At 36.3% G+C, this 12600-nt stretch carries 14 protein-coding genes; 11 read left to right on the top strand and 3 right to left on the bottom strand.

Features of this window, described 5'->3' with window-relative positions; all coding sequences use genetic code 11:
• Positions 1-9: 9 nt before the first annotated feature.
• Positions 10-1302: an MFS transporter gene (locus SFA27_RS02980; RefSeq protein WP_047379195.1), complete on the top strand. Its 1293-nt coding sequence runs from the start codon at positions 10-12 to the stop codon at positions 1300-1302.
• Positions 1303-1362: 60 nt separating this feature from the next.
• Here SFA27_RS02980 and SFA27_RS02975 read toward each other — a convergent pair whose 3' ends face one another.
• On the bottom strand, positions 1363-1578 hold the full coding sequence (locus SFA27_RS02975) for a hypothetical protein (RefSeq protein WP_034696179.1): 216 nt from the start codon (positions 1576-1578) through the stop codon (positions 1363-1365).
• Between the two features lie 219 nt (positions 1579-1797).
• Between SFA27_RS02975 and SFA27_RS02970 the strand changes: the two genes are divergently transcribed.
• The 5 genes from SFA27_RS02970 to SFA27_RS02950 all read left to right on the top strand — a co-directional run bounded on the left by SFA27_RS02970 (position 1798) and on the right by SFA27_RS02950 (position 5201).
• A complete protein-coding gene (locus SFA27_RS02970) occupies positions 1798-2472 on the top strand; it encodes a DUF4919 domain-containing protein (protein WP_407296183.1) in 675 nt (224 codons plus the stop codon).
• Between the two features lie 213 nt (positions 2473-2685).
• A complete protein-coding gene (locus tag SFA27_RS02965; protein ID WP_407296180.1) occupies positions 2686-3537 on the top strand; it encodes an alpha/beta fold hydrolase in 852 nt (283 codons plus the stop codon).
• Positions 3537-4007: an RNA polymerase sigma factor gene (locus SFA27_RS02960; protein ID WP_047386138.1), complete on the top strand. Its 471-nt coding sequence runs from the start codon at positions 3537-3539 to the stop codon at positions 4005-4007. The genes SFA27_RS02965 and SFA27_RS02960 overlap by 1 nt, the downstream gene beginning before the upstream one ends.
• Positions 3997-4590, top strand: a complete 594-nt coding sequence (locus SFA27_RS02955; protein ID WP_047379199.1) for a hypothetical protein — start codon at positions 3997-3999, stop codon at positions 4588-4590. Before SFA27_RS02960 ends, SFA27_RS02955 begins: the two co-directional genes overlap by 11 nt.
• Positions 4587-5201, top strand: a complete 615-nt coding sequence (locus SFA27_RS02950; RefSeq protein WP_407296178.1) for a class I SAM-dependent methyltransferase — start codon at positions 4587-4589, stop codon at positions 5199-5201. The genes SFA27_RS02955 and SFA27_RS02950 overlap by 4 nt, the downstream gene beginning before the upstream one ends.
• Positions 5202-5272: 71 nt before the next feature.
• Here the strand turns inward: SFA27_RS02950 and SFA27_RS02945 are convergent, their stop codons facing one another.
• Complete coding sequence (locus SFA27_RS02945; protein ID WP_407296176.1) at positions 5273-7030, bottom strand: ABC transporter ATP-binding protein; 1758 nt, start codon at positions 7028-7030, stop codon at positions 5273-5275.
• A gap of 332 nt (positions 7031-7362) precedes the next feature.
• Positions 7363-8094: a tRNA pseudouridine(38-40) synthase TruA gene (truA, locus tag SFA27_RS02940; RefSeq protein WP_047379205.1), complete on the bottom strand. Its 732-nt coding sequence runs from the start codon at positions 8092-8094 to the stop codon at positions 7363-7365.
• 109 nt (positions 8095-8203) lie between these two features.
• On the opposite strand from truA, the gene lpxK reads away from it, so the two are divergent.
• The 5 genes from lpxK to dinB all read left to right on the top strand — a co-directional run bounded on the left by lpxK (position 8204) and on the right by dinB (position 12584).
• Complete coding sequence (gene lpxK / locus SFA27_RS02935; RefSeq protein ID WP_047379207.1) at positions 8204-9229, top strand: tetraacyldisaccharide 4'-kinase; 1026 nt, start codon at positions 8204-8206, stop codon at positions 9227-9229.
• A complete protein-coding gene (locus tag SFA27_RS02930; protein ID WP_407296173.1) occupies positions 9213-10028 on the top strand; it encodes a purine-nucleoside phosphorylase in 816 nt (271 codons plus the stop codon). The genes lpxK and SFA27_RS02930 overlap by 17 nt, the downstream gene beginning before the upstream one ends.
• A 209-nt stretch (positions 10029-10237) precedes the next feature.
• Positions 10238-10753: a thioredoxin family protein gene (locus SFA27_RS02925; protein WP_047379211.1), complete on the top strand. Its 516-nt coding sequence runs from the start codon at positions 10238-10240 to the stop codon at positions 10751-10753.
• Positions 10754-10840: 87 nt separating this feature from the next.
• Positions 10841-11296, top strand: coding sequence for a GNAT family N-acetyltransferase (locus SFA27_RS02920; protein ID WP_264516898.1), 456 nt, complete (start codon positions 10841-10843; stop codon positions 11294-11296).
• Positions 11297-11486: 190 nt separating this feature from the next.
• A complete protein-coding gene (dinB, locus tag SFA27_RS02915) occupies positions 11487-12584 on the top strand; it encodes a DNA polymerase IV (RefSeq protein ID WP_047379215.1) in 1098 nt (365 codons plus the stop codon).
• The last annotated feature ends 16 nt before the right edge of the window (positions 12585-12600 follow it).

Here is a 12600-nt window from a genome sequence, read left to right as displayed (position 1 = left end):
TACTACTTTATGAATTCATCCTCTATCACTACCGGACAAAGAATCAAAGCTATCATAGGCGGATCTATCGGAAATCTTGTTGAATGGTATGATTGGTATGCCTACGCAGCCTTTGCCATTTATTTTTCACATTCATTTTTCCCGGATTCTGATCTGAATGCACAGCTGATGAATACGGCAGGAATATTTGCAGTAGGCTTTCTGATGCGCCCTATTGGAGGTTGGATGTTTGGAAGTATTGCAGATAAGGTGGGAAGAAAAAAAGCAATGACACTTTCTGTTCTTCTTATGTCATTCGGGTCTTTACTGATTGCCTTTACGCCTACTTACCAGTCCATAGGAATTTTAGCTCCGCTGTTACTTTTACTGGCAAGATTACTTCAAGGCTTGAGTGTTGGTGGTGAATATGGAGTTTCAGCTACCTACCTCAGCGAAATGGCTACACAGGACAGAAGAGGATTTTATTCAAGCTTTCAATATGTTACTCTGATTGGCGGGCAGCTGATCGCTTTGGGAATTCAGCTTATTTTACAGAAATTATTGCTGACTGAAGCCCAGCTTGAAGAATGGGGCTGGAGAATTCCCTTTGTGATTGGAGCCATGCTTTCTGTCATTGCATTATATCTCCGTGCCAATCTTCATGAGACGGAAGCTTTTGAGAATAAAAAACAAGTGAATGAAAAGAAAAAAGGAACGGTGAAAGAACTTCTGAAGCATCCAAGGGCACTGCTTACCGTTGTAGGTCTTACTTTAGGAGGAACACTGGCATTTTATACCTATACAACTTACATGCAGAAATTCCTGGTCAATACCGTACATCTTACCAAGGAAGAATCTACATTGGTTTCTTTTATTTCACTCTTTATTTTTGCATGTCTTCAGCCTGTATTCGGAGGATTGTCTGACAAGATCGGAAGAAGACCGCTTCTTTTAGGTTTTGGTATTCTGGGAACTTTATGTACTGTTCCGCTTCTTACAGCATTGAGTTCTACTACTTCAATCTGGGGAGCCTTCTTCCTGATTATGGCTGCATTAATTATTGTAAGCGGCTATACTTCCATTAATGCAGTGGTAAAAGCAGAACTTTTCCCTTCGGAAATCAGGGCACTTGGTGTAGGCCTGCCTTATGCTATTACAGTTGCCGTATTTGGAGGCACGGCTGAATATATTGCGCTTTGGTTTAAAAAGATAGGTTCTGAAGAATACTTTTACTGGTACATTACTGGCTGTATTCTTTTTTCCCTGATTGTTTATGCCGGAATGAAAGATACTAAGAAAACCTCCACACTGGATAAAGATTAGTCTCTATAACGTTATAAAAAACTGAGCGCCGCAGATTCTCTGCGGCGCTCGTTCTATTTTTTAATGATAGGCCTGTTTAAATTTTTCAATCATACTATCCAGGTTATGACGCTGGACGTATATACTTTTTACCTCTTCATACCTCGGTGATTTGTAGAAAACCTCGTGGAAATCCATACTACCGTTTCCTACTTTTACAACTTTCTGTACTTCGATATTCAACTTTCTTAATTCGTCTTTGAAGACTTTAAATTCATCTTGGATACTACTGCTCATTAATATTTATAGTTTTTTAGTTAAAAATCCCATTCACCCCCTTCAAATGCCAGGGGTAACATCTCAAATTCCGAATAAAGTTAGTAAATTTATTGACACAAAGTGACACTTTGATAATATTTTATTATTTTTTTTACAAATAGTAAGTCGATATTATTCGATTGGTGCATATTTCGTATTTTTAGCCTCACAAAAAATTGTAACAACCTTATACAAACCATGAGTATTAAAGCATTTTTCTCTTTATTCTTTTTAACACTGCTTACTTTCCTGCATGCACAAAAAATGGAATTTAAAGCACCAGATTATGCTGCAATTCAAAAAAATATTGAGGATAAAAATTCAGAATATTACTATCCGAAGCTTTTAAAAAGATTAAAACAGAACGATACGCTTCTTACAAGCAGCCAATACCGTCACCTTTACTTCGGTTATACTTTTCAAAAAGATTATCAACCGTATAAAACAGGGAAGAAAGCTGAAGAAGTAGCCAAATATTATCGCGGGGAAGGTATTTCACAAAAAGATCTTTCCAAAGGGATCCAATTGTTTTTGGATGCTTTGGATGAAAACCCACTTGATCTGCGCGCCATGAATTATCTTGCTTATTTATATCATTTAAATAATGATGATAACACCGCTGAAAAAGTCGCTGGAAATTTCCACGGATTATTAAACGCTATTCTTACTTCAGGTGATGGGTTGAAATGTGAGACCGGTTTTCATGTCATTTCCGTTACTGATGAATATGTCCTTTTAAACAGGTTTCAAATGGAAACAAAATCGCAAAGTCTGAAAGGAAAATGTGATTATCAGGAATTTGAAAATGACAAATACAAGGTTCCCGGATTTTATTTTGACATCAGCAGATTCTATGGAAGAATATTAGATTAATAATTTCCTGATACATATTCATTATTTCATAACGTTCTATATTCAAAAATAACTGCTGTTAATTTTTATAAAAATAAATTTCATGTGAGTTTGCCCTAAACATAAGGGTTCAGAAGGAGGAGAAATATTTTTTTCAAAAAAAATCAAATCTGGTGTAACATTTTTTCAAGGTTCGTCTCTAAAAGACAAATAAACCTTAAAACTTTAGAAATCATGAAAAAATTTACATTCCTTCTTATCATTATGTTATTTTTTTTAGCAATATGCAATATATTCGGACAGGAAACAGTCTATCCGTTTGAAGTAAAGAAAACCGGAAAAGGGAATCAGTCCTTACTATTTATTCCCGGGTTTGCCTCTTCAGGAGATGTATGGAACGAAACAGCTGCAAAATTTGAAAAAAACTTCACTTGTTATACGTTAACGATGGCAGGATTTGCCGGAACACAACCACAGGCAGACGCCAGCTTTAAAGATTGGGAAAAAGGAATTGCTGCTTATATAAAGAATAATAAAATAGAAAAACCTATTATCATCGGACACAGCATGGGAGGCGGCCTTGCCCTTGCAATTGCTGCAGATTACCCTGAATTAGTAGGAAAAATCGTCATTGTAGACACATTACCTTGTCTGGCTGCGATGTCTGATCCTGGTTTTACCTCTAAGGAAAATAATGATTGTACGTCTACTATTACTCAATTAACTGCTATGAGTGATGATCAGTTCCGTAAAATGCAGACACAGACTATGCCACGTCTTCTGGCAGATACTTCTATGCAGGAAACGGTGATCAACTGGAGCATGAAATCTGACCGAAAAACATTTGCAAAGATGTATTGTGATTTTTCCAATACCGACCTGAGAGAGAAAATAAAAAATATACAATGTCCTTCTCTTATTCTTTTGGAATCTTTTTTTGCCAATCTGAAACCGACTATTGAAGGCCAATACAAAAATTTAAAAAACACCAATATGCAGTATGCTTCAAAAGGGTTACATTTCATCATGTATGACGACAAAGATTGGTATTTTAATCAGCTTAATAACTTTTTATCTGCGAAATAATGGCTTTTGAAGAGATATACGAACTCTACTGGCAAAGGATATTCCGCCTGTGCATGGGATATGTGAATGATCCCGACCTCGCTCAGGATCTTGCCCAGGAAACATTTATCATTGTATGGCAGCAGCTTCCGAAATTCAGAAATGAATCCAGCATAGGAACATGGATCTTCAGAATTGCCTCTAATAACTGTCTCCGGCAGATTGAAAAGGAAAAGAAATTCACCAAAACAGATCTTCCCATCAATCTGGAAGAGAAAAAACAGGAATCCATGGAACCTCAGATACAAATGCTTTATCAGTTTATTTCTGAGCTTCCGGAAACAGACAGAATTATTATTTCATTGGAGCTGGAAGAAGTGAAGCAGGCAGAGATAGCTCATATCGTAGGGCTTTCTGAATCCAATATACGGGTAAAAATTCACAGGATAAAGGAAAAATTAACGCAAAAGTTTAGAGAAAATGGATACTAATATTAATTTCAAAAATATATGGAAGCAACAGACTTCCAATAAACCCAACCTGGAAGAGCTTCTTGGTAAGCTGAAAAAATTCAGAAACCAGAATCTGCGTAAGCTGATTGCTGCCAATATTGGATTAATCACCACCTCATTATTGATTATTTATATCTGGTATCGTTTCCAGCCTCAGATGATTACTACAAAAATCGGGATTGTGCTTGTCATTCTGGCCATGGTCATGTTCCTTTTTGCCTACAATAAAATGTTTATGGTTTTTTACAAAATTGATCAGACCCAGTCAAACCATGAATATCTCCAGAGTTTATATGTAGTGAAGAGTAAGCAGAAATTGATGCAGACTACCATCCTCAATCTGTATTTTATCATGCTTTTTCTAGGAATATGCTTTTATATGTATGAGTACACTTCAAGAATGACTCTTGGTTCAGGCATTCTGGCCTATGCCATAACATTTGCATGGATCGCTTTTAATTGGTTTTATTTAAGACCCAAAACAATAAAGAAACAACAGGGAAAACTTGACGAATTAATTAATAAATTTGAAGAGATAAACAATCAATTAAAAGAATCATGAGTTCTTCTGACAATAAAAATCACTGGGAAAATGTATATGAAACCAAAAATCCAGATCAGGTAAGCTGGACCCAGAAAAAACCTCAGACATCACTTGACTTTATCAAATCTTCAGGATTGGGAAAAGATGCCAGCATCATTGATATTGGCGGCGGAGACAGCAACCTTGTTGATTTTCTTCTTGAGGAAGGCTACGGGAATATTACAGTCCTTGATATTTCTACCAACGCTTTGGAAAAAGCACAGAAAAGACTCGGAAATTTAGCCCATAAAGTAAAATGGATAGCCACCGATATTACTGCTTTCCAACCTTCGGAAACTTATGACATCTGGCATGACAGAGCTGCTTTTCACTTCCTGACAAGTCCGGAACAGGTTTCAAAATATATTGATATTGCTGAAAAGAATGTGAATAACTTTATAATCCTTGGAACTTTTTCCAAAAACGGACCTACGAAATGCAGCGGACTGGATATTCAGCAGTATGATGAAGAATCATTATCAGAAAAATTTAAAAGAAGTTTTGAAAAAATAAAATGCCTTACTGAAGATCATATCACTCCTTTTGAAACTGTTCAGAATTTTGTTTTCTGTAGTTTTAAAAAGCATTAATGAATTATATATTAAAATAAAAAAGAGAATCGTAATGACTCTCTTTTTGTTTATTATAATACCTGAATGGATTATGATTCTTTTTCTTCTTCCATTTCCACTTCATGACGCAGCTGGGCTTTGTAAAGAGTAGCATAATATCCGTTCTTATCCAAAAGCTCAAGATGCTTCCCTTCTTCTACAATTTTACCATGCTCCATCACAATGATCTTATCTGCTTTTTCAATCGTTGAAAGTCTGTGGGCAATAATAATGGATGTTCTGTTTTTGGTAATTTTTTCTGTTGCTCTCTGAATAAGCTTTTCACTTTCGTGATCTATAGAAGATGTGGCTTCATCCAGAATCAAAACTTTCGGATCTGATAAATAGGCTCTCAGGAAAGACAGTAATTGTCTCTGACCTAATGAAATGGATGAACCTCTTTCGCTCACTACATAATCATACCCGCCAGGAAGATGCTGAATAAACTGATCTACTTCAATTTCTCTGGCCCCTGCTTTTATCTTGTCTAAAGTTATACTGTCATCTCCGAAGGAAAGGTTCTCAAAAATACTTCCATGGAAAAGGAAAACATCCTGCAATACCACTCCAATATGACTTCTCAGATTATAAAGCTCATAATCTTTTAAATCCACATCATCAATCAGAATATTTCCGGAGTTGATATCATACAATCTTGTGATCAAACTAATAATGGTAGACTTTCCGGCACCCGTTGCTCCTACAATGGCTACTGTTTCTCCCGGGTTTACTTTAAAATCAATTCCTTTCAGAACTTCCTGCTTTTCGTCATAAGCAAAATGTACTTTCTGGAATTCAATTTTTCCGGCAAAGTGATCTTTCTTTACCGTTCCGTTATTCGGCATTGCATTTTCTTCATCCATTAATCCCAGCACTCTTTCTGCTCCTACAATTCCTCGCTGAATATTATTGAAACGGTCGGCAATCTGTCTCAAAGGACGGATCAGCATTGAAATATACTGGATAAAGGCAATCACAACCCCAGCACTGATCGTAATATATCCTCCATAGAAAAGGATAAATCCTATGAATAATGAAGAGATAAGTTCCACTACGGGAAAGAACAGCGAGAAAATAAATACGGTTCTCAGTAATGCTCCCTTTAATGTAATATTAATATCATCAAATTTCTTAAACTCAGATTCCTGTCTGTTGAATACCTGAATAATAGACATTCCTGCCAGTCTCTCCTGAACAAAAGAATTCTGATTGGCTGTCCAGTTTCTTTCATCTCCAAAAGCTTTTTTCAGTCTTTTCTGGAAGAATCTCGTGATCATCACCATTAAAGGTAAAATAGCCAGCGTAATATAACTCAGATGAACATTAGTACTGAACATCATAATCAGTACAAACAGAATTCTCAGTATATCTCCGAAAACCATCAGGAAACCGTCTGTATATACTGTAGCAATTGTTTCCACATCTCCTACGGCACGCGTCACCAGCTGTCCGATTGGAGTTTTATCAAAAAATGAAGTCTTGAAATAGATCAGTTTAGCATATAAACGCTCTCTGATATCCCTGATCACATTCTGCGAGATGAAATTTGAAAAATAAACTAAAAAAAAGTTTAAAACTGTTTCTGCAAACACCAATCCCACAAGAATGTAGATGTGTTTCATCATCAAAGCTTTATCATGCAGCTTTGTAATATCATTATCCACCACCTGCATAGTAAGATACGGCCTGTAAGTAGAAACAATGGAAAGGAATATAGAAATTATAAGCGTAAGGATGAACCATGAACGGAACTTCATTCCGATAAAGAACAGCCTTTTTATAATCTCCCAGGTATCTTGTTTTTTCATTGTACGAATCGAAAGAAAGAATTAAAATAAAAATTCTATGCAAAAATAAGACTTTATAACCGGACTGCCTTTACAACTTTTGCAAATCGTCATAGAAAATTTCAGATACCTGTTATTTACAGAATGAATAGCCTTAATCTCCCGATAAGCTGATTTTTTGGCTATTAAGCCCTATATCATTCTTTATAAAAACAGCCTGCTTGTGATTTTCCGAGGTCTCTGGAAATCACCTGCAGCTTGTAGAAAATCTTCAGAGTCTTCCAGAGATTCATTGTAACCAAAGACATTTTTTGGCTATCACAAATGAATTGATAACAGACTATATCTTAGTATTAAAATTCATATCCCACATCCACCAGATACAATCCGTGCCCTGGAGCTGAAGTTCCGGCAGCGTTTCGGTTTTTATCTTCAATCACTGTACGAAGATCTTCCGGTTTCAGTTTTCCGGTTCCTATTTCTACCATTGTTCCAACGATAGCACGAACCATATTTCTAAGAAAACGGTTGGCTGAAACTGTAAATTTCAGTTCAGATCCGTTTTGCTCCCACTCCGCTTTATACATTTTGCAGATATTGGTTTTGTTGTCGGTTTTTAATTTGGCAAAACTGGTAAAATCTTCATATTCAAAAAGAATTTTGCAAGCTTCATTCATGGCATCAATATCCAGACCTCTTTTCCAGTGCTGCCATGCAGATTCCTGTGTGAATGGATTTTTTTCCAGTGAGATATAATATTCGTAGGTTCTGTACGTAGCATCAAAACGGGCATGAAAATCATCTTTTACCGGAAAGATCCTTTTAATAGAAATATCAGGTGGAAGAAAACTGTTCAGCCTGCGTGTAAGCTGATTATCCAACTCTTTTTCTGTATCAAAATGAGCAAATATTTTTTTAGCGTGAACCCCTGTATCAGTTCTTCCTGCTCCTGTAGTTTTAATCTCTTCCCTTAAAATAGTGGAAAGTGCTTTTTCCAGTTCTTCCTGCACAGAAATGGCATCCGGCTGTATCTGGTAGCCGAAATAGTTCTTTCCGTTGTAAGAAAATTCAATAAAGTATCTCAATGTATTGTAATAACTCCACAAAAATACTTTAATTTAACGAAATATTTGTTGAAAAGTCTTTGAGAATATTACGTCAAATGCTTATGAAAATTCCTATTTTTGCAATCGTATGAAAAGATGGTACCTTTATCCTTTTTCCCTTGGTTATCATTTGGTAACGGGTATCCGAAACACAATGTATGATCTGGGAATTTTTAAGTCGACAAAATTCAAAACTCCGATAATCAATGTCGGAAATCTTTCTGTGGGCGGAAGCGGAAAATCACCCATGGTGATGTATCTGGCTCAATATCTATCCAAACATTACAGAACCGGTGTTCTTTCACGAGGCTATGGAAGGCTGACAAAAGGCTACGAAGTAACCAATTATGAAAGCAACTACAAAATGGTAGGTGATGAAGCGATGCAGCTTTTTGAGCGTTTTAAAAACCGTTTCGTCATTGCTGTTTCAGAAGAACGTGTGCCCGGAGCCAAAAAAGTAATTGAAGATATGGACCTTGAAGTTCTGGTATTGGATGACGCCATGCAGCACAGAGCGATCAAGCCTGGATTCAATATTCTGATGACCGACTTTAATGATCCTTTTTTCAAAGACTACCTTCTTCCGGCCGGAGATCTGAGAGAATCAAGATCCGGATACAAAAGAGCAGACATTATTATGGTCAGCAAATGTCCTGACGAACTTACTGAGGAAACAAAAAGGTATTATATCTCAAGAATAAGACCTTCATACGGACAGAAAGTTTTCTTTTCATCCATTGGTTATGACGAGAATGTATACGGAAAAGAGAAAATGCTTCCGGATAACAACCTGAATTATTATGATATTTTACTGATCACCGGAATTGCTAATCCCAAACCACTTCTGGAACATCTGGCAAAATTCTCAAAAAGGGTGAAACATTTAAAGTTCAGAGACCATCATAATTTCACGGATGATGATATTAAAAAAATCCTTGCCGAGTATAAAAAATTAGGGGAATATAAGCTGATATTAACCACAGAGAAAGACTATGTACGTCTGAAAACTTTTGACTATCTTAGAGAAATTGTTTACTACTGGCCTATCAATGTACTTATTGATAAGAAAGAAGAATTCAATCAAATCATCTTAGATTATGTTAGAAAAAATTAAAGAGACTGCTGATTTTATTAAAAATATAATTCAGGAAACACCTGATTTTGCGGTTGTTTTAGGATCCGGACTTGGAAAACTACAGGATGAAGTAGAACCGATCCATGTTTTAGAGTACAAAGACATTCCTCATTTTCCACAGACTACAGTAGCCGGCCACACCGGAAAACTGATTTACGGAATACTTGAGGGGAAAAAAGTTCTGATGATGAGCGGACGTTTCCATTATTACGAAGGGCATTCAATGGAAACCGTAACTTTCCCGATAAGAGTTTTTTATCTGCTGGGCATTCAAAACCTTATTCTTTCCAATGCCTGCGGTGGTGTAAACCCTGCTTACAGCGTGGCAGATATTGTTATCCTGAAAGATCACATCAACATGATGCCCGAGCATCCTTTACGCGGAAAAAATATTGATGAGTTTGGACAGCGTTTTGTGGATATGAGTGAACCTTACAACAAAAAAATGATTGCCACAGCAGAACAGATTGCATCAGGTCATCATATCAAGATCCATCAGGGAGTGTATGTGGCATTACAAGGCCCAACTTTTGAAACTCCGGCTGAATATGGCATGATCAAAGCCATCGGCGGTGATATGGTAGGAATGAGCACCGTTCCGGAAGTGATTGTCGCCAGGCATATGGAAATGGATGTATTCTGTATCTCGGTTATCACAGACCTTGGCGGGCCAGATATTGCTTTGGCCGTTTCTCACGAAGAAGTTTTAAATGCTGCCAATAAAGCAATGCCGAATGTAATTACCGTTGTGAAAGGCTTGGTTAAAAACTACCAATAATAAATCGTCCGGAATTACAACTGAAGACTTAAATATTCCCCTCCTTCGGAGAGGTGCAAAATTCAATAGAATTTTTGACGGGGTGGTTAAGCATATTTTCACTCAATTCCCATAGAAACCATCAATATTATAAATTTTTCCTAATTCAGCTGAAATCAATCTCAGATTGCAATTCATTGTTTAGATTTGTACAAATGAAATTGTACGAGATGAGAAAGTTGATATTAATTTTTATGATGGGGATTTTTGGAATAAGCTATTCACAAAAAGTTCCTGCTGTTCTTAAAACAGGGTTTTCAAAAGAAGCTTTGCAACAGAAACTTGAAGATGAAGAAGGAAAAGCCATTACAGTCCAGCAGATTCTTGATCAGCATAAAGGAAAAGTCTTAGTGATTGATTTTTGGGCCGGATGGTGTAGAGATTGTCTGAAGGCACTTCCAAAAGCTAAAGAATTAGAAGAAAATAATAAAAATATTGATTTTGTATTTTTATCATTAGACCGTTCAAAAGAAGGATTTGAAAAAAGTCTTGAAAGATTTGACATGAAAGACAAAGAAAATTATTGGTTTTCTACTGGCTGGAAAAATGATTTTAATAATTATGTGGATCTTAACTGGATTCCAAGATATATGGTGATTGATCAGAAATCTTCAATTGCAAAATATTATGCGATATCCCCTGAAGATCCTGAACTTCAACAAACCATAGATAAACTCTTAAAATAATATTCATTTATTTTAAAAAAAAACATAAAAAACTCATTGACAACTATCGGCTTTCAATGAGTTTTAAAATTTTAGATAGATAACACCATGATCACAAGAGAAGCCACAGAACAGGATTTAGAAATCCTTTTAGAATTTGAACAGGGAGTTGTTACTGCAGAAAGACCTTTCAACAGTACACTTATTGAAGGAGAGATTCATTATTATGATTTAAAACATTTAATACAATCTCCGGAAGCAACCGTAATTGTTGCCGAAGAAAATAATGAAATTGTTGCATCAGGATATGCTCTGATCAAAAAAGCAGCAAAAGATTATTATCAGTTTAAAGAATATGCCTATCTCGGTTTTATGTATGTAAAGCCGGAACATAGAGGAAAAGGAATCAATAAAGTGATTACCGATGAACTTATTTCCTGGTCCACATCAAGAGGAATCAGTGAGGTAAGACTTGATGTGTATGCTCAAAATGAATCTGCTATAAAAGCTTACGAAAAAGCTGGTTTTGAACCTCATCTTCTCACCATGAGGCTGAAATCGTAAGAGGTTGGAAGCAGGAAAATCGAAGGTGGAAGTAATTTTAGCACGTTGAAAATCTGTTATTTTTTCTAAACTAATTTTCAATAAACAGGTCATAAATTTCCATCTCTTTCTCATTAACTTCCACACTCCAGCGTCACACTTCCTTTCTATAAAAAATTTACCATAAATAAAGGAATCCATATCTTTGTATATGGATTTTTCTTTGCCACTTCGTAAAATTATTCATGTTGATATGGACGCATTCTATGCTTCTGTGGAGCAGCATGATAATCCTACATTGAAAGGGAAGCCTATTGCAGTTGGAGGGCAGCATCGAGGCGTCGTTGCCGCAGCAAGCTATGAAGCCAGAAAATATGGAGTACGCTCTGCAATGCCCAGCAAGACCGCAAAAGAAAAATGCCCACATCTTATTTTTGTTCCTCCCCGATTTGCCAGATATAAAGAGATCTCCAAAAAAATCCGGGAGATTTTCTATGAATATACTGATCTGGTAGAACCCCTGTCTCTGGATGAAGCTTATCTGGATGTCACCGAAAATAAAAAAGGAATGGAATCGGCCAACCTGATTGCCAAAGAAATCCGTCAGAAAATCTTTGAACAGACGGGACTGACGGCATCTGCAGGAATTTCAGTCAATAAATTTTTAGCTAAAGTAGCTTCAGACATCAATAAACCGAATGGCCAGAAAACAATTCATCCTGATAAAATGGAGCATTTCCTGGAAGAACTGCCTGTAGAAAAATTTTACGGGGTTGGAAAAGTTACAGCCAACAAAATGTTTAGTTTAGGAATTTATAAAGGAAAAGATTTAAAGAAGAGATCACTTGAAGATCTGGTAAGGCTTTTCGGAAAGTCCGGGAAACATTATTACAATGTAGTACGCGGTATTCATACTTCTGAAGTAAAACCTCATCGGATCCAGAAAAGTGTGGCCGTGGAAAGAACTTTTTTTGAAGATCTTTTGGACGAACAGCAGATCAATGAAAAGCTGGAAAGTCTTGCTCAGGAAATCCATCAAAGATTACAGAAAAATAATATTCTCGGAAGAACTTTAACATTAAAGATAAAATATAAAGATTTCTCTCTTTTCACAAGAAGCATAACAAGAGAAGATTATTTCTCGTCACCGGAACAGTATTATAACACTGGGAAAAAACTCTGGGATCTCCGTCCTTTTGATAAAGCTGTACGCCTGCTCGGATTATCTCTCTCCCAACTGAATACTGAAGAAAAAAAACAGGTTTCCGTTCAACTAAAAATCCCGTTTGAGGAATTTGAAAATGAGTAGGTCATATTTTTTCGCT

Source organism: Chryseobacterium sp. HR92 (assembly GCF_045689405.1).
GTDB classification, from domain to species: domain Bacteria; phylum Bacteroidota; class Bacteroidia; order Flavobacteriales; family Weeksellaceae; genus Chryseobacterium; species Chryseobacterium viscerum_A.
Note: the sequence above shows the minus strand (reverse complement) of the source record. Positions and strands in the feature narration are given on the sequence as shown.

Bases quoted from the DNA above. Each gene is read 5' to 3' on its own strand.
- SFA27_RS02930 (WP_407296173.1), top strand. From the start codon at position 9,213: ATGTTAGAAAAAATTAAAGAGACTGCTGATTTTATTAAAAATATAATT.
- SFA27_RS02950 (WP_407296178.1), top strand. From the start codon at position 4,587: ATGAGTTCTTCTGACAATAAAAATCACTGGGAAAATGTATATGAAACC.
- SFA27_RS02970 (WP_407296183.1), top strand. From the start codon at position 1,798: ATGAGTATTAAAGCATTTTTCTCTTTATTCTTTTTAACACTGCTTACT.
- SFA27_RS02955 (WP_047379199.1), top strand. From the start codon at position 3,997: ATGGATACTAATATTAATTTCAAAAATATATGGAAGCAACAGACTTCC.
- SFA27_RS02960 (WP_047386138.1), top strand. From the start codon at position 3,537: ATGGCTTTTGAAGAGATATACGAACTCTACTGGCAAAGGATATTCCGC.
- lpxK (WP_047379207.1), top strand. From the start codon at position 8,204: ATGAAAAGATGGTACCTTTATCCTTTTTCCCTTGGTTATCATTTGGTA.
- SFA27_RS02965 (WP_407296180.1), top strand. From the start codon at position 2,686: ATGAAAAAATTTACATTCCTTCTTATCATTATGTTATTTTTTTTAGCA.
- SFA27_RS02920 (WP_264516898.1), top strand. From the start codon at position 10,841: ATGATCACAAGAGAAGCCACAGAACAGGATTTAGAAATCCTTTTAGAA.
- dinB (WP_047379215.1), top strand. From the start codon at position 11,487: ATGGATTTTTCTTTGCCACTTCGTAAAATTATTCATGTTGATATGGAC.
- SFA27_RS02925 (WP_047379211.1), top strand. From the start codon at position 10,238: ATGAGAAAGTTGATATTAATTTTTATGATGGGGATTTTTGGAATAAGC.
- SFA27_RS02975 (WP_034696179.1), bottom strand. From the start codon at position 1,578: ATGAGCAGTAGTATCCAAGATGAATTTAAAGTCTTCAAAGACGAATTA.
- SFA27_RS02980 (WP_047379195.1), top strand. From the start codon at position 10: ATGAATTCATCCTCTATCACTACCGGACAAAGAATCAAAGCTATCATA.
- SFA27_RS02945 (WP_407296176.1), bottom strand. From the start codon at position 7,030: ATGAAAAAACAAGATACCTGGGAGATTATAAAAAGGCTGTTCTTTATC.